The organism is Desulfocucumis palustris (genome assembly GCF_002933875.1).
Taxonomy (GTDB): Bacteria; Bacillota; Desulfotomaculia; order Desulfotomaculales; family Desulfocucumaceae; genus Desulfocucumis; species Desulfocucumis palustris.
Window position 1 is genome coordinate 1 of record NZ_BFAV01000018.1, and the last position, 15,382, is coordinate 15,382.

At 50.3% G+C, this 15,382-nt stretch carries 18 protein-coding genes; 1 reads left to right on the forward strand and 17 read right to left on the reverse strand.

Annotated elements, in window-relative coordinates:
* Positions 1-555: 555 nt before the first annotated feature.
* The 6 genes from lysS to DCCM_RS01080 all read right to left on the reverse strand — a co-directional run bounded on the left by lysS (position 556) and on the right by DCCM_RS01080 (position 5,181).
* Positions 556-2,067 (reverse strand): lysine--tRNA ligase, encoded by a 1,512-nt coding sequence (gene lysS, locus DCCM_RS01055; RefSeq protein ID WP_104370618.1) that lies wholly within the window; start codon positions 2,065-2,067, stop codon positions 556-558.
* A 29-nt stretch (positions 2,068-2,096) separates the two neighbouring features.
* A complete protein-coding gene (greA, locus tag DCCM_RS01060) occupies positions 2,097-2,576 on the reverse strand; it encodes a transcription elongation factor GreA (protein WP_104370619.1) in 480 nt (159 codons plus the stop codon).
* A 218-nt stretch (positions 2,577-2,794) separates the two neighbouring features.
* Positions 2,795-3,877 carry a shikimate dehydrogenase gene (locus DCCM_RS01065; RefSeq protein ID WP_104370620.1) on the reverse strand — a complete coding sequence of 361 codons (1,083 nt, stop codon included), beginning with the start codon at positions 3,875-3,877 and terminating at the stop codon, positions 2,795-2,797.
* A gap of 26 nt (positions 3,878-3,903) precedes the next feature.
* Positions 3,904-4,428 carry a helix-turn-helix domain-containing protein gene (locus DCCM_RS01070; protein ID WP_104370621.1) on the reverse strand — a complete coding sequence of 175 codons (525 nt, stop codon included), beginning with the start codon at positions 4,426-4,428 and terminating at the stop codon, positions 3,904-3,906.
* A gap of 264 nt (positions 4,429-4,692) precedes the next feature.
* Positions 4,693-4,911 (reverse strand): hypothetical protein, encoded by a 219-nt coding sequence (locus DCCM_RS01075; RefSeq protein ID WP_104370622.1) that lies wholly within the window; start codon positions 4,909-4,911, stop codon positions 4,693-4,695.
* A gap of 15 nt (positions 4,912-4,926) precedes the next feature.
* Positions 4,927-5,181, reverse strand: a complete 255-nt coding sequence (locus DCCM_RS01080) for a hypothetical protein (RefSeq protein WP_104370623.1) — start codon at positions 5,179-5,181, stop codon at positions 4,927-4,929.
* Positions 5,182-5,374: 193 nt separating this feature from the next.
* Between DCCM_RS01080 and DCCM_RS01085 the strand changes: the two genes are divergently transcribed.
* On the forward strand, positions 5,375-5,833 hold the full coding sequence (locus DCCM_RS01085; RefSeq protein ID WP_104370624.1) for an Hsp20/alpha crystallin family protein: 459 nt from the start codon (positions 5,375-5,377) through the stop codon (positions 5,831-5,833).
* A 225-nt stretch (positions 5,834-6,058) separates the two neighbouring features.
* Here the strand turns inward: DCCM_RS01085 and DCCM_RS01090 are convergent, their stop codons facing one another.
* From DCCM_RS01090 to panC, 11 genes are all read right to left on the reverse strand, one after another.
* Positions 6,059-6,373: a hypothetical protein gene (locus tag DCCM_RS01090; RefSeq protein WP_174705126.1), complete on the reverse strand. Its 315-nt coding sequence runs from the start codon at positions 6,371-6,373 to the stop codon at positions 6,059-6,061.
* Between the two features lie 65 nt (positions 6,374-6,438).
* Positions 6,439-6,705 (reverse strand): hypothetical protein, encoded by a 267-nt coding sequence (locus tag DCCM_RS01095; RefSeq protein ID WP_128739040.1) that lies wholly within the window; start codon positions 6,703-6,705, stop codon positions 6,439-6,441.
* Positions 6,706-6,762: 57 nt separating this feature from the next.
* Positions 6,763-7,788, reverse strand: a complete 1,026-nt coding sequence (dusB, locus tag DCCM_RS01100; RefSeq protein WP_104370626.1) for a tRNA dihydrouridine synthase DusB — start codon at positions 7,786-7,788, stop codon at positions 6,763-6,765.
* An 18-nt stretch (positions 7,789-7,806) separates the two neighbouring features.
* The gene (locus DCCM_RS01105; RefSeq protein ID WP_104370627.1) at positions 7,807-8,571 is read right to left on the reverse strand and encodes a type III pantothenate kinase; all 765 of its coding nucleotides are present in this window, start codon (positions 8,569-8,571) and stop codon (positions 7,807-7,809) included.
* An 80-nt stretch (positions 8,572-8,651) separates the two neighbouring features.
* Positions 8,652-9,209 carry a biotin transporter BioY gene (locus DCCM_RS01110; protein ID WP_104370628.1) on the reverse strand — a complete coding sequence of 186 codons (558 nt, stop codon included), beginning with the start codon at positions 9,207-9,209 and terminating at the stop codon, positions 8,652-8,654.
* Between the two features lie 148 nt (positions 9,210-9,357).
* Positions 9,358-10,326: a biotin--[acetyl-CoA-carboxylase] ligase gene (locus DCCM_RS01115; protein WP_104370629.1), complete on the reverse strand. Its 969-nt coding sequence runs from the start codon at positions 10,324-10,326 to the stop codon at positions 9,358-9,360.
* Between the two features lie 154 nt (positions 10,327-10,480).
* Positions 10,481-11,353, reverse strand: coding sequence for a carboxylating nicotinate-nucleotide diphosphorylase (nadC, locus tag DCCM_RS01120; protein ID WP_104370630.1), 873 nt, complete (start codon positions 11,351-11,353; stop codon positions 10,481-10,483).
* 76 nt (positions 11,354-11,429) lie between these two features.
* Entirely contained in the window at positions 11,430-13,022 is a 1,593-nt protein-coding gene (gene nadB, locus DCCM_RS01125) for an L-aspartate oxidase (protein ID WP_104370631.1), read from the reverse strand.
* Positions 13,023-13,034: 12 nt separating this feature from the next.
* Positions 13,035-13,958: a quinolinate synthase NadA gene (gene nadA, locus DCCM_RS01130; RefSeq protein ID WP_174705127.1), complete on the reverse strand. Its 924-nt coding sequence runs from the start codon at positions 13,956-13,958 to the stop codon at positions 13,035-13,037.
* A 150-nt stretch (positions 13,959-14,108) separates the two neighbouring features.
* Positions 14,109-14,492, reverse strand: coding sequence for an aspartate 1-decarboxylase (panD, locus tag DCCM_RS01135; RefSeq protein ID WP_104370632.1), 384 nt, complete (start codon positions 14,490-14,492; stop codon positions 14,109-14,111).
* Positions 14,493-14,494: 2 nt separating this feature from the next.
* Positions 14,495-15,340: a pantoate--beta-alanine ligase gene (gene panC / locus DCCM_RS01140; protein WP_104370633.1), complete on the reverse strand. Its 846-nt coding sequence runs from the start codon at positions 15,338-15,340 to the stop codon at positions 14,495-14,497.
* Positions 15,341-15,382 lie beyond the last annotated feature (42 nt).

Genomic DNA, 15,382 nt, shown 5'->3' on the forward strand with positions numbered 1-15,382 from the left:
TTTAGCTCGTTTACCTCGCTTGGCTTGTTGCTTTGACGAGGATTATGGTTTTACCATTAATCCATCTTGCTTTACTGTTTAGTTTTCAAGGACCGGCTCGGTGAACATGTCACCGTCAGAGCATTAATTATGTTAACACATCGGTCTGTTTATGTCAATCTTTTTTTCGTTGTACCGACTTTTACAACATTGCCGTAATCACCGGCAAGTATTGATGTTAACATTTTTCAACGGCAAATTCAACAAGTACATTTTACCTGGTTTGCCTGCGTCTGCCACCATTGCGGCGGCGACGTTTATAATATTATCATAGCATATTATGTCGATCAACAGGTAATTTAAGGTAAATCCAATAATTTAACAATACCTTCAGGGCCGCTAAAATCCGGGCCGGCACTTCAATGTCAGGGGACACACCTTCCTGGCCGCCTTAATTCTCTGTTAAGGGGGTATGTCCCCTCAACCCCTGACCAACCGGTACGCTCCACCCCCATGCGGCTTAACCCTTCACACCGCGCCGGTCTTTAAGCGGCACACGGTCTTCCGGCGCCTGCCTCATTCCCTGGGCCGCATAAGCGGAAACAGAATAACATCCCTAATAGAGGATGAATCGGTAAGCAGCATCACCAGACGGTCAATGCCTATACCCTCACCGCCCGCGGGAGGCATTCCGTATTCCAGAGCGTTTATATAATCTTCATCCATCATATGAGCCTCGTCGTCCCCGGCTTGCCTCTTTTCCACCTGGCCGCGGAAGCGTTCCTTCTGGTCAATGGGGTCATTCAATTCGGAAAAAGCATTGGCCATTTCCCTGCCGTAAATAAATAGTTCAAAACGGTAGGTCAATTCCGGCTGTTCGCTTTGCTTTTTGGCCAGAGGGGAGATTTCCAGGGGATAATCTATAATGAATGTAGGCTGAATTAGCTTTGGTTCCACCTTTTCTTCAAACACCTTGTTTAATATTGTTCCCCAGGAATCTGAAGGCTCAACTTCCAGACCTATCTCCCTGGCGGCGCGATACGCCTCCCCATCACCCTTCAAGGCGGAAAAATCAAGGCCGCTGTGTAGCTTTACAGCCTCCAGCATGGGAAGTTTCGCCCAGGGTGGAGTCAGGTTTATCTCCGTTCCCTGATAGGTAATAAGGCTTGTCCCCAGAACTTCCGTGGCAATGTTAGATATAAGCTCCTCGGTCAGCTCCATCATATCTTTATAGTCGGCATAAGCCTGGTACAACTCCAGCATTGTAAACTCAGGGTTGTGCTTGGTGGAAATGCCTTCGTTGCGAAAATTTCTGTTGATTTCATATACCCTGTCAAATCCGCCCACCAGCAATCGCTTCAGATAAAGCTCAGGGGCTATTCTCATGTAAAGCTTCATGTCCAGGGTATTGTGATGAGTTATGAAAGGCCTGGCGGCGGCACCACCGGCTATGGGGTGCATCATGGGAGTCTCCACTTCCAGGAAACCTTTTCTCTCCATGTACTTTCTAATGGAATGCACGATTTTGCTTCTAAGAACAAAGGTTTCTTTCACTTCGGGATTTACTATAAGGTCCACATAGCGCTGCCGGTAACGCAGCTCCACATCCTTTAGCCCGTGCCACTTCTCCGGCAGCGGACGCAAGGACTTGGAAAGCAGGGTAAATTCCGCTATGGATACGGTTATTTCACCCATCCTGGTTTTAAAAACCTTCCCCGCCACTCCAATTATATCGCCTATATCAAGTTTGGTAAAAAGCTCGTAAGCATCCTGCCCGATATCATTGAGCCTGGCGTAAACCTGCACCCTTCCCGAGGAATCCTGAATATGGGCAAATCCGGCCTTGCCCTGAATCCGCCTGGACATAATCCTGCCGGCCAGCCGTACTTCCTGGCCCTCCATGGCTTCAAAATTGCCGGTTATTTCAGTGGCGACATGTGTCCGCAGAAATTTTTCGCCATAGGGCTCTATGCCTTTCTCCCTTATTTCCGCCAGTTTCTCCAGGCGTACTTTCATTAATTCATTAATATCCTCCAGGGTTTCCCCTGGAGGAGTCATATTGGTTTCGGGTTTTTCTTTTTCCGTCATACTAAAAACCTCCAGACAGTCGGAACATACTATCTCCTGATAATGTCGACAATTTGATACTTTAAAACCCCCGCGGGCACGTTCACTTCCACCACGCTGCCCTTGCGCTGTCCCAGTATGGCTTTACCCACGGGGGATTCATTGGATATTCTGCTCTTTTCCGGGTCGGCCTCTATGGAGCCCACGATTGTGTACTCCACATCGTCACCGTATTCCATATCCTTTAATATCACCGTGGAGCCCAGGGAAACCTCGTCGGTGCCAATATTCTCGTCGTCGATAATTTTTGCGTTTCGCAGCATTTTCTCAAGGGTAAGAATCCGCCCCTCAATAAAGGCCTGCTCGTTTTTGGCATCTTCATATTCGGAGTTCTCACTGATGTCGCCAAATTCTATAGCCTGCTTGATGCGCTGGGCTACCTCCCGCCTCTTGACGGTTTTATACTGTTCCAGTTCTTCCTCCAGCTTTTTTAAACCCTCAATAGTTAAAATAGTTTCTTTTTCTTTCATTCGTTATCTCCTTGTTTTCCCTGAGTTAAAACTTACTGAACAATATATGTTTTTTACCTCGTATTATTCAAAAACCTTCGAGGTTAAAAAAGGTAATCGCCGAAAAACCCCCAACTAGATTTAAAGCACTGCAAGACAAGACTCGCAGTGCTGGAGGCATTTGGGTTAACCTTCCAAAACATTATATGAAGTTAACACCTTTTTGTCAAGGTACATTATTAAACTACTTTTAAACCTTTGCCCAGGGCGTTTTTCTTTATTTTTTCTATTTCCCCCATTGTTATCGCCCTTTCAAAGCTGCGAAAACCCGCCAGCCTGAAGCCGTGTTTCTGTGCCAGGGCGGATATTTCTCTTATTTGCTCAATGGTTAAATCCCTGCCCAGGGAAAAACTTTCGTATTTGCCCTCCAGTGCCAGGATCATTGTCTCTGCCATGCAGGCGTAGGCCATTTTGGGCGGGAAACCGAAATTGAAATTAAAGTTAACATCCCCCGGCACTTCCACCACCCCTCCCTCCACCACCAGCACGTCATCCCTTTCCAGGGCCACTTGCCTGCTGACATTGCGGGGACGGGAAACATCACAGACCACTGCCCCGGGCATTAAATCCTCCGGGCCGATAATGGTATCCACGGAACTGGTAACGGCTATGACTATATGGGCCTTTTTCAGGGCCGCTTTTACATCCGAGGTTATACCCACGGATAGTCCCGTCCGGTATAGAATTTTTTCCGCCAATTCCTCCAGGGGCTTTTTGTTCCTGGCCACCAGGGTCATATTTCTAACTTCCCCGGCCATCATCATTGAACACACTTTGCCGATGGAGCCGGTGGCGCCCAGCACCACAACGTGAACATTTTCTAAATTGTGCCCCATCAATTTGGCAGCCTGCTTGGCCCCCTCAACGGCAGTGGCCACCGTAAAACTGTTTCCCGTGGTTACGGCAATATTTAAATTTTTGGCGATGGTGTAACCGGCATCACCCACCACCGAGGTAAAGGCTCCCAATCCCACAATTTTTGCCCCGAGTTTCTCAGCCAATTTCCCGGACTGGATAATTTTGGCCAGCACATATTTTTCGGGCAGGCCGATCATTTGTCTGGCAGTCAGGGGGCAGGTTACAAACCATCCCTCGGCCTGGCTGTGCGGTGTACTTATACCGGTTATGTCGGACACCTTCATGGGAGGAACCAGCCGGAAAACATTTTCCACCACATGCTCCGGTAAATAGCGGGTAAAAGCGAATTTTCGGGCCACGTCCTTTACTTCCAGCGGGTGAATAATAAAGGCGAATTTTTCCAATTAAATATCCCTTCTTCCGAATCCGGTTATTGTTTGATAGCCCTTATCAGCCGGGTGATTTCATCCGTATCAACATACTTGTCCTCCTGTATCGGCGACTGGCCTATTTCGTAACCTACAATTTCCTTGTCCAGTACAGCCTCTATTATCTTAATCCGTTTATTCGATCCTAATACCACTATTTGATCGAAAGTATGCGCCATGGTTATCATGTCCATAATAGTGTTCAGCAGTTCCAAACCGCTTTTTTGTCCCAGAAAGTCCCAACGTTCTTCCTCGGTAAGAAGAAAAATATAGTCCACCCCTTCCCGGGCCAGGGCCGTATAAACCTCCTCCTTGTTTTTAACGGGAAAGCCGATTACCGCCAGTTTTCTGCCCTTTCTTATCTCCCCCAGGCTTTCCAGGCGGCATATCATTGTCCTGTCCACCCCAAGACGCCCGGCCACCTCCGTTTGGGACATTCCCCTGGCTCGAAGTTCAAAAGCCCTTTCAATAATATGATCTATTTTGTCCTTGCTGACCACCTTGTCTCCCAGGCGCCAAATATTCATAGCCAAATATCTCCTACATATTACCTATAAAATTAAAAATCATATGTGCACAATAATGTGTACAAATTATTTTAGCAAAGGTTTCCAACTCACACAAGTCAAAAGGGCCAAAGCGTCATAAAATCATAATATTGTTTGATTAACATGTCATTAATATTTACAGGAGCGATACAATATAAAACACGGGAGCCCTTCACGGACTCCCGTTAAACATTTAGCCACCGGTTATTAAGGCCGGTGCGCGGCACTTTTTTTCGCTGTCTGTCAATCCGCCGGGCGCTGATTAACAAACATGTCAAATACATCCTGGTCATGCAAAAAATTTAGCCGGCTGGCTATGTAATTACTGTCTCCGTTCACCCGGCCCAGAGTGGCATTGCCTTTACTGCGGGTCTGCCAGCCCTGCAGGCTGTTGCGCCCGTAAAAAACACCGGCATTGTTCTGAATGCTGCCCAGTTCAAGCCTGCCAAGGTATAATTTCATCCCGGCACCCCTTTCTCATTCCAAAGCTTTACTAATTAATGAGTCGTCAGGAAGCTCTCCGCACAACATGTCCTGAACATCGTTGTCGTCCACCCGGAAGGCTGATTCTTTAAAGCCGTTCCCATCCCCGCTCAGGCGGCCAAAACCGTTATTGGTCTTACTGCATGTCTGCCAATCATAAAAATAATTGTAACCTATGGCTACCGCCGAGCCGGTATCCACATCAGCTATCCTTATGGTATGAATATTAATCTGCAAAGAAACGCCCATATCAATTCCACCACCCTTTCCGGCCATCCGTATCATAAATGTTATGAAGGCTGGAGTTAAATGGTGTTAGAAGCAAACGCACAAAAAGCAACGGGCTGAATAACCTGTTTAATAAACACTGTCGGCCTGCGGGGCCGATAATCATAAAAGCCTGCCGCAAACCGGATCCGGAAGCTGGGGGGAAGTCATAGCAATGGTTAAAAATTTTAATCCTTTTGATTACCTGGAAGACATATTCGAAAAGGAGTTTTTCCAAAATGTGGCCGGGTTTGATATGGAAAAAAACATGGACATGCTGAAGCACTTCGGATTTAACCTGTGGCCGCCGGTAAATATTGAAGAAACAGCCGCCGAAGTAATCGTGTCCGCGGAAATACCCGGCCTGCAGGATGCCCGGGGCATCAACCTAAAGATTAAAGGAAACACATTAAAAATCGAAGGCGAATTAAACCATGGAACGGAAATACTGCAGGAAACAAAAAAACACCGGCAGGAAAGGCGCACGGGAAAGTTCAGCCGCAATATTAACCTGCCGGCTTCCGTATCCTCCAGGGATGCCAGGGCTACCTACCGGCACGGGGTACTGGAAATAAGATTGACAAAAATTCTGCACGATCCCTTTGAAACTATTCAGGTACAATTTATCAAGTGATCCTCCTCCGGGACGAACCCGGAGGCTTCTCATTTCAACGAGAACCGCCCGGCAAAATCAAGGTCTTAGGTCCCTTCATGAGCTACAGGGCTAATAGCCCCGACCCGGTCCATGGGCATCTACTACTTCGATGCCTCTATCATCCCACGGGACACGCCCGTGGGTTTTCAGAGGCGGATTTCCATAAAAAAACCATGCCCTTTTTACGGACATGGTTTTGTGTCGTTACACATTTTTAAAGGGTGCTCCGTGCAAATTGGAATCCACCAGCACGTCTTCCTCCCTGCCGGTCTCAATAATGGAGCCGGAGGTGGAACTGTTTCCCCCGGCGTTGGTCATGATTGTATCAAAGTAATCGCAATCATTTAAGAAGTTCAGTCCCGTGGGCAGCGTGTTCCTGTTACCGGCTATCTGGCCAATGGCTGAGTTCGTTTTTGAATAATAGCTCCACCCGTTGGCGATATTTTTGCCCTGGCTCATGCCGGCGTTATTTCGAATCTCGTTAATATGAATAGAGCCGTTGCAGATTAGCATTTCCATACCATCATCCACCCTGCTTAAATTAAATACAAACTCCGGCGAGGATTGGCAAAGGCCGGTAAAAATTAAATAACCTCGGTGATTGTTCCCGCTGTGGGGCTGTTCCCGCCGGCATTGGTATTAGTGCTGTCAACCACGTCGGGATCCAGCAGAATATTTTTAATAACGGGGATAAAATTCAAATTGCCGGCGGTTTGGGAAAGAATATCGTTTGTTTTAGAATAATAAGTCCAGCCAACGTTTGAATTCATCCCTTGATTCAACCCTGCAACGTTACGAAGCGTATTGACATTCAAAAGCCCGTTGAAAATGGCCACCGCCACAGTCATCATTCCCTTCTCCCTTTACAAATCCCGTAAGAATTCAGACTTTAAAGTAAAATTCTTAAATTACTCTATGCCGTTTATATTTATTTTGCTAACGGCAATCATTACAGTATCGTTAGCCGCCGTTAAATTGCCGGGCAGCAGCCGGCAGAACATCTCCCTCATTTCCCTTTCGGTCCCCACCCGGTTAATCTGATCCCTAAGTTTGGCCGCGCCGGGCATTCCTTTTAAATACCAGGCGGCATGTTTTCTCATCTCCCTGACGCCAATGTATTCACCCTTATACTTCACCAGCAGTTCCAGGTGCCGGAGCGCCGTGGCGATTTTTTCACCGGTACCAGGCGGCGGCGGTATTTCACCGGTGGCCAGGTAATGAACAGCCTCGGCGAATACCCAGGGGTTGCCCATGGAGGCCCGTCCAATCATTACCCCCGGGCAGCCGGTCCGCTTGATCATGGCCAGGGCATCAGGGCCGCTGCGGATATCACCGTTGCCTATAACCGGAATTTTAACCGCTTCCCTCACCCTCCGGATAATATCCCAATCCGCCCTGCCGCTATAGAACTGCTCCCTGGTGCGCCCGTGCACGGTAATGGCGGAAACCCCGGCCTCCTCCAATATTTGCGCGAATTCCACCGCGTTTACCGACAGGTCGTCCCAGCCCTTTCTTATTTTTGCCGTTACCGGCACGGAAACGGCCCCCGCCACCGCCCTGACAATCCGCTCCGCCAGGCGGGGATTTTTCATCAGGGCCGAACCCTCCCCGTTGCGCACTATTTTGGGAGTGGGACAGCCCATGTTTATATCAATTATGGACGCGCCCCGCTCCTCCACCAGCGCCGCCGCCCTGGCCATATATTCCGGATTGGAGCCGAATATCTGCACGGCCAGCGGGCGTGGTTCGTCGCCGGTGCCCAGTATGGTATATGTTTTGGAATTACCATAAATCAAGGCCTGGTCGCTTACCATCTCGGTGCATACCAGGCCACACCCGGCTTCCCGGGCCAGGGTGCGGTAGGCCTGATCCGTGACCCCGGCCATGGGGGCTGAAATCACCGGGTTGGCCAACCTGACACCTCCAATATTCATATGACATCCTCCGGGCAATTATTGATTTCTCTCGTAAATCAGTCTTAATCCGGTCAGGGTGAGCAGCGGGTCCACCTTGTTTATGGTGGAAGACTCCCGGGAAATTAATTCTGCCAGCCCGCCGGTGGCAACAACCAGTGGATCCGACTGCATCTCCCTTTTCATGCGGCCCACAATGGCATCCACCTGGCCCGCGAAACCGTAAATAATTCCCGACTGCATGCTGCAAACGGTATTTTTGCCTATCACCGTGGGAGGCTTGACCAGCTCCACCCTGGGCAGCTTTGCGGCCCGGGCGAAAAGAGCGTCCGTGGAGATGCCAATCCCCGGAGCGATGGCACCACCCAGGTATTCTCCCCTGGCGGATACGGCGCAAAAGGTGGTGGCGGTGCCGAAATCCACAATGACCAGGGGCCCCCCGTATAATTCATACCCCGCCAGGGCGTTGACTATCCTGTCCGCCCCAACCTCCCTGGGGTTTTCATATTTTATGGATATGCCTGTTTTAATCCCGGGCCCCACCACCATTGGGGAGACACCAAAATATTTTCTGGACATGCTTTCCAGGGAAAGCATCAGGGGCGGCACCACGGAGGATATCACCAGCGCCCTGACCTTTTGCATGGATATGCAGGAACTGTCAAAAAGAGAGCGCAGCAGCATGCCGTATTCGTCATCCGTGCGCTGGGGGTATGTGGTGATGCGCCAGTGGGCAACCAGTTTTTCACCGTCATAAACCCCCAGCACCATATTGGTGTTGCCAATATCAAATACTAAAATCATATCTCTCCCCCGCTTTGCTCTAAGCTCATGCTGCAATTCTACCAAAGCAAGCGGTTATAAGCAATATTTATAGCCGCCGGCTAAACCGCCCTCAACCTTCTGGCCACCGCCCGGGCCAGCCCGGAGGCCAGGGCGGCCTTGACGATATCCGCCCCCACAAAGGGTATGAAGCCAATTTTAATAACCGCCATGGCGGATAAGGCCTTGCCCAGATAGAGATTGAGTATCAAGTACAAATAGGGCAGCCCCACCAGATAATAAACCGCCACCCCTGCCAGTGAAGCGGCAATATAGCGAAACAGTCCGGCGTCACCACCCGCGGGTATCAATTTCCCGGTAACATAGGCTGCTAAAATAAATCCCAGCAAAAAGCCGAAGGTGGGTTGAAGAACGTACGCCGGGCCGCCGTAGGGCGGCTTTTCAAACACCGGCAGCCCCAACAGCCCCATCAGCACGTAAACCAGAATACTCATGGCCCCCAGTCTGCCGCCGAGCATGGCTCCTGCCAGCAAAGCCACAAAGGGAACCAGGCTAAAAGGTACGATGGCGGACCCCAGAAAGCGCAGCAACAGGGCCGCAACCACCGCCAGTGAGGCAAACATCGCCCCCAGAATAATGTCCCGGGCTGAAAACTTCATAAAACATAACCTCCGTGTAAAAAATTTTATGTATAATAGCTGCCGCGCCGGGCCAAATCCGCCGCAGAGGGAATCAGGAGCAATTGTCAACACATCCACTCTAATAGGTTAACAAACAGAGCGGCAAATAGCCGTGTTCAACACGGCCTTATTGGGTTCTAAGGGACACTTCCCCGGCCACCAGTTGTTTTAGTGTTCCATCCGGTAATCTCAGCAAAAGGGCGCCGGTATCGTCCACATCTTCCGCCCAGCCCTCCAGGGTTTCTCTGACGGATGTAACCCGGACCGGGCAATTTAAGGTTACACAGTATTCCTTCCACTCCGCAAGCACGGGTTTAAATCCTTTATCCAACCAGACGCGGTACAACTGTTCAAATTGATACAGAAGTCTTTGCAGCAGAAGGCGCCTGGATACAAAGGCGCCGGTTTCTATTTTCAGTGAAGTGGCTATCTCCTTTAATTCCCCGGGAAAATCCGCAGTGTTGACATTCACCCCCATTCCCACCACCAGATAATTCAGACGCTCCATTTCCGCACTCATTTCCGTCAGAATGCCGCAGAGCTTTTTACCGCCGATCAGTATATCATTTGGCCACTTAATGCCCGCCTTTATATGGCAAACCTCCTGAATGGCCCTGGCCAGGGCCACCGCCGCCAGCATGGTTACCGGCGGGGCCTCGGTGGGAGGTAATTCAGGACGAAGTATCAACGAACAAAAAATCCCCAGATAGCGGGGAGCATACCACCCCCGGCCCATGCGTCCCCTGCCTCCGGTCTGTTCCTCGGCCACCACCAGGGTGCCCTCCGCTCCCCCCCCGGCAGCTATTTCCCTGGCTGCCTGGTTAGTGGATGCGGTACTGTCAAAATAATAAACATTTCTTCCCAGAATAACCGACTCCAGCCCGCAATATATTTCCTCCGGGTACAAACGGTCCGGAACGGCCACAAGACGGTAGCCCGAGTGGGTCTGGGAATCTATATCGTAACCCTCGGCCCTTAAGGCCTGAATATGCTTCCATATCGCGGTCCGGGAAACACCCATGCGTTTGCATATTTCCTCACCGGAAATGTAGCCGGGGGAATTCTCCCTGAGCAATCTTAAAACAGCGTTTTTCACTCTATCACCCGTACTTTTGCGTTTAAAGTAATTTTATGTTTCCGGGGACACTTCGTCAACATCAAAATATTTTTAAGGTTAACAATGAGTCAAGGGGACAGTTCTCCTGACTCAACAAGTTCAGTCAGGAACCGTCCCCTTGACTCACAAAAGGTTATTTAATATTTGACAAATATCCCGGAATTGGTTTCATTTCCCCGATATCCAGGCTTATATCCAATGATCTGAAGGAATGGGTGATGGAGCCGACGGATATATAGTCAATGCCTGTTTTAGCCACAGCTATTATGGTTTCTTCGTTAATCCCGCCGGATGCCTCCAGCAGCGCCCGGCCGTCCACAAGCTCAACCGCCCGGCTCATGTTTTCAACATCCATATTGTCAAGCATTATTATGTCCGCCCCGGCTTTTAACGCTTGCTGAACGCCCTCCAGGGTTTCCACTTCCACCTCTATCTTCATGGAAAAGAAAGCCGCTTCCCGGGCAAGTTCCACAGCCCGGGCAATGCTGCCGGCAACCTTAATGTGATTGTCTTTGATCAACACGGCGTCGTATAAACCAAAGCGGTGATTATAACCCCCGCCAACCCTTACAGCGTATTTTTCCAGTATGCGCAATCCCGGAGTGGTCTTCCTGGTATCCACCAGGCGGGCCTTTTCATTTTTGATCAGGGAGGCAAGATAGTTCGTTTTAGTGGCAATGCCGGACATCCTCTGTAAAAAGTTAAGGGCTACCCTTTCCCCGGTTAAAACCGCCCGGGCGTCTCCCTCCACCCTGGCCAGCAGTTGTCCTTTTTCAACCCTTTCGCCGTCCCTGGCCCTGGGCTGGAAGGAAATATCACCGTTCAGATGACGAAAAACAGCCTCGGCAACGAAAAGACCGGCCACCACCCCATTTTCCTTAGCCTGGATAAAGCCTATAGTGGTGTACCCTTCTGGTACTATACTCTCCGTGGTTATATCCCCGGTGCCAATATCCTCCAGCAGGGCCCGATCAACAATCTCTTTAATTACAACATCCTTCTGCACGGGGGAAAACCTCCTTGAAACACTTTATTGTTATCTTATTTCCTTTAGGGTCGCCCGGTATACGGGCGCCGTAAAACTATCTGCGGATTATTACGTGTTTTAGCCATCTTTCCACCGGCTGGGGAAAATCCATCCGGTAATGGCCGCCACGGCTTTCTGTTCGCATTAGCGCCGCCTCGGCCACAAGATGTCCCACTTCAAGCATGTTTTTCACTTCAATCTCGAAGGGGCTGACTGCGTTATAGCGGTTTATGTAGCCCATACCTTCCAGTGTCCCCAGAGCCTTCAGCAATCCCTGGGCGGTTCGCACAGGGCCTGCGTACTGCGACATAAGCACTTTTATATCCTTGCGCACGGTGGTGTAATCTATTTCACTTTCACTTGATTGCGGCAATAATTGTTCGTTAATAAAATAACACTTATTGTCCCGGAAATCGATATTCCTCTTTTTAACCCACTCCACAATACGCCCGCCAAAAACCAGGCCGTCCAGCAGGGAATTACTGGCCAGCCGATTGGCCCCGTGAACGCCCAGGCAGGCTGTTTCACCGCAGGCGTACAGGCCGTTAATGCTGGTTTCACCGTTCAGGTTTGTCTTTACCCCGCCCATCATGTAATGGGCAAAGGGCGCCACGGGTATTGGCTCGCTGGTAATGTCCAGCCCATAACTGGCGCATGTTTTCATTATGGTGGGAAATCTTTCGTTAATCAAGTCCACGGGCAAATGAGACAGATCTAAAAATACTCTCTGGGAAGCGGTTGTATCCATTTCGGACAGAATAGCCCGCACCACAATATCCCTGGGGGCCAATTCAGCCAGGGGATGATAACGCGGCATAAAACGGTCTCCGTACCTGTTTCTAAGATAAGCCCCTTCCCCGCGCACAGCCTCCGATATGAGAAATCTTGGAGCCCCGGGCAAATACAATACGGTGGGATGGAACTGGATAAATTCCATGTCCATAACCTCCGCCCCGGCCCTGTAAGCAATGGCAATGCCGTCACCGGTGGCCACATCGGGGTTGGTGCTGTGTTCATACAGCTGGCCCAGCCCTCCGGTGGCCAGGATTACCGCCTTGCCCCAAAACACTTTTAAATCGTTGTTCCGGCAATTCATGGCCAACACACCGTGGCAGACGTTTTCCTTAACCAGCAGGTCCACAGCCAGATGATTTTCCAGCACCCGGATATTGCCGTCACCGCGCACCCTTTCGGTCAAAGCCCTCTGTATCTCCGCCCCGGTGGCATCGCCGCTGGCATGCAGTATTCGCCGGCGGCTGTGGGCACCCTCCCGGGTAAGGGCAAATTTCCCGTCTTTGCGGTCAAAATTGGCCCCCATTTCAATAAGGTCCCTAACCCGGTCCGGTCCTTCATTAACCAGAATACTCACGGCCTCCCGGTCACAAAGCCCTGCTCCCGCCGATAACGTGTCCTCCAGGTGCAGCTCCGGGGAGTCCGAGGTGCTCAAAGCCGCCGCTATACCGCCCTGAGCCTTGTCCGTGTTACTGTCATCCGCGGCGTGCTTGGTAAGAAGCACCACTCTCGCTCCGCTTCTGCTAGCCGCGTATGCAGTATACAACCCGGCTATGCCGCTCCCGATGACTACATACTCGTATTCATCCTGGGGCAACTGCCGGGTATCAAAATTCATCACATATGACGGGGCCATCATATTTCCCCCTTATTTTATAGCCAGCATCCTCTCCAGACAATTAAGCGCCCTTTCTCTTATCTCCGGAGCCACGGTTATTTGCGGCTCCATGGTAACCAGTGAGCGGTGCACCTTATCCAGAGTGGTTGCTTTCATGTTGGGACAAACCAGTTTGTCCGAAGCGGGATAAAACTTTTTATCCGGATATCTCTTGTGGAACTGATGCAAAATACCCTTTTCCGTACAGATTATGAATTCATTTGCCGCACTTTCCCCGGCGTAACGAAGCATGCCGGTGGTACTGGCCACCGCATCGGCAAGTTCCACAACATCGGGCCGGCATTCCGGGTGCACCAGTACTTCCGCTCCGGGATGCTCCTCTTTCGCCGCAACAACTTCAGCCCGGGAAAGTCTTTCATGGGTGGTGCAATAACCTTCCCATACGGTTATGTTATTCCTGCCCGATTTTTTGGCCACATAGTCCCCCAGGTTCTTATCGGGTATGAAAAGCACTGGCTTGTCCCGGGGTATTGAGTTGATTACTTTAACCGCGTTGGCGGAAGTGCAGGCAATGTCGCTTTCAGCCTTTACCTCCGCTGAAGTGTTCACGTAACAGACCACCACAGCCCCCGGCATTTTCTCTTTCCTGGCCTTTAATGAAGCGGCGTCCACCATGTCGGCCATGGGGCACCCCGCCTGCTGCTCGGGCAGCAGCACAATTTTATCTGGAGATAAAATAAAAGCGCTTTCAGCCATAAAATGAACGCCGCAAAAAACAATGACTTCGGCATCTGTTTCCGCGGCCCGGCGGGATAGTTCCAGTGAATCTCCTACAAAATCCGCCACTTCCTGAATTTCAGGGCGCTGGTAAACGTGGCTTAATATAATGGCCCGGCGCTGTTTCTTTAAAACTTTGATTTCTTCCATCAACTGCTGAATCTTATCCTGGTCCATTATTGACAACTCCTTTACCACAATAAGCCATTATATACTTTATTATACGGACATAAAGAGCCCTTTTCCACGGACTCATGAAATTATTCTAAACACCCCGGGCGAAAATTGTCAAGGGCCAAAAGAACCGGAAGGATTTTACCGCAATTACTATCCTATTTCTCCGGGATGCTCCACCTGCCGGATTTCCATCGCCCGGTTGTTCTGGTCCACCATTACCACCGTGGGTTTAAAACTTTTTGCCTCCTCCCTGGTGAGAAGGCAGTAGGAAATAATGATAACCGTATCTCCCGGCTGCACCAGACGGGCCGCCGCGCCGTTCAAACATATTACCCCGGAGTTTTTTGGCCCGGGAATTACATAGGTCTCAAACCTTGCCCCGTTATTATTGTTTACTATCTGCACCTTTTCATTTGGCAGTATGTCCGATTTTTCCAGCAGGGCGCTGTCTATGGTAATACTGCCCATGTAATTCAGATTGGCTTCCGTAACCCTGGCCCTGTGTATTTTTGACTTAAACATGTTAACCAGCACACCTACACCTCCAAAACGGTATTGTCAATCAATCTGGTTTGCCCGAATCTCACCGCCAGAGCCAGCAGGGACGGGCCATCCATGGAATCGGCCGGAGATAAATCGGAGTATTTTCTTAATTCCACATAATCTATCAGAGCACCCGGGATGGAGGAAATCATTTCCCTTACCAGGCATACTATCTTTTGCGCATCCCTTTCTCCCTCTTCAACTGCCTTTGCCGCGGCTTCAAGGCTTTTATGAAGAATAACCGCCTTGCTTCTCTGCTCCGGCGTGAGGTACACATTACGGGAACTCATGGCCAGGCCGTCCGCCTCCCTTACTATGGGCACGGTCACCACCTCCAGAGGCATGTTCAGATCCTCCGCCATACGGCGAATGATCAGTACCTGCTGGGCATCCTTTTGACCGAAAAAGGCTTTGTCCGGGAGCACTATATTGAACAGCTTGGTCACCACGGTGGCCACACCGCGAAAATGACCGGGCCTGGATTTGCCGCAAAGACAGTCCGTAAGGCTGTTTAAATCCACATAGGTGGTATAGCCGGAAGGGTACATTTCCTCCACCGGGGGATAGAATACCGCGTCAACCCCAACCTCTTCCGCCAGGGCATGATCCTTCTCAAAATCCCTGGGGTAGCGGTCCAGATCCTCATTGGGGCCGAACTGCATGGGATTGACGAATATGCTTATAACCACCACGTCGCATTCTTTCTTTGCCTCCCGCATCAGCATCTGATGCCCATGGTGAAGGTAGCCCATGGTGGGAACGAAGCCTATGGTTTTGCCATTTTTCCTCTCCGCCCTGACAAACTCCCTGATTTCCCTTATTTTACGGCAGACCAGCATCCTGTATCCTCCTACGGGGTCAGGCTATTAACTTATTAACTT

What these genes read in the sequence shown, in the direction of transcription:
- lysS (WP_104370618.1), bottom strand. Translation starts at nt 2,067, where the DNA reads ATGACGGAAAAAGAAAAACCCGAAACCAATATGACTCCTCCAGGGGAA.
- greA (WP_104370619.1), bottom strand. Translation starts at nt 2,576, where the DNA reads ATGAAAGAAAAAGAAACTATTTTAACTATTGAGGGTTTAAAAAAGCTG.
- DCCM_RS01070 (WP_104370621.1), bottom strand. Translation starts at nt 4,428, where the DNA reads ATGAATATTTGGCGCCTGGGAGACAAGGTGGTCAGCAAGGACAAAATA.
- DCCM_RS01075 (WP_104370622.1), bottom strand. Translation starts at nt 4,911, where the DNA reads ATGAAATTATACCTTGGCAGGCTTGAACTGGGCAGCATTCAGAACAAT.
- DCCM_RS01080 (WP_104370623.1), bottom strand. Translation starts at nt 5,181, where the DNA reads ATGGGCGTTTCTTTGCAGATTAATATTCATACCATAAGGATAGCTGAT.
- DCCM_RS01085 (WP_104370624.1), top strand. Translation starts at nt 5,375, where the DNA reads ATGGTTAAAAATTTTAATCCTTTTGATTACCTGGAAGACATATTCGAA.
- DCCM_RS01090 (WP_174705126.1), bottom strand. Translation starts at nt 6,373, where the DNA reads ATGGAAATGCTAATCTGCAACGGCTCTATTCATATTAACGAGATTCGA.
- DCCM_RS01095 (WP_128739040.1), bottom strand. Translation starts at nt 6,705, where the DNA reads ATGATGACTGTGGCGGTGGCCATTTTCAACGGGCTTTTGAATGTCAAT.
- dusB (WP_104370626.1), bottom strand. Translation starts at nt 7,788, where the DNA reads ATGAATATTGGAGGTGTCAGGTTGGCCAACCCGGTGATTTCAGCCCCC.
- DCCM_RS01105 (WP_104370627.1), bottom strand. Translation starts at nt 8,571, where the DNA reads ATGATTTTAGTATTTGATATTGGCAACACCAATATGGTGCTGGGGGTT.
- DCCM_RS01110 (WP_104370628.1), bottom strand. Translation starts at nt 9,209, where the DNA reads ATGAAGTTTTCAGCCCGGGACATTATTCTGGGGGCGATGTTTGCCTCA.
- nadB (WP_104370631.1), bottom strand. Translation starts at nt 13,022, where the DNA reads ATGGCCCCGTCATATGTGATGAATTTTGATACCCGGCAGTTGCCCCAG.
- nadA (WP_174705127.1), bottom strand. Translation starts at nt 13,958, where the DNA reads ATGGACCAGGATAAGATTCAGCAGTTGATGGAAGAAATCAAAGTTTTA.
- panC (WP_104370633.1), bottom strand. Translation starts at nt 15,340, where the DNA reads ATGCTGGTCTGCCGTAAAATAAGGGAAATCAGGGAGTTTGTCAGGGCG.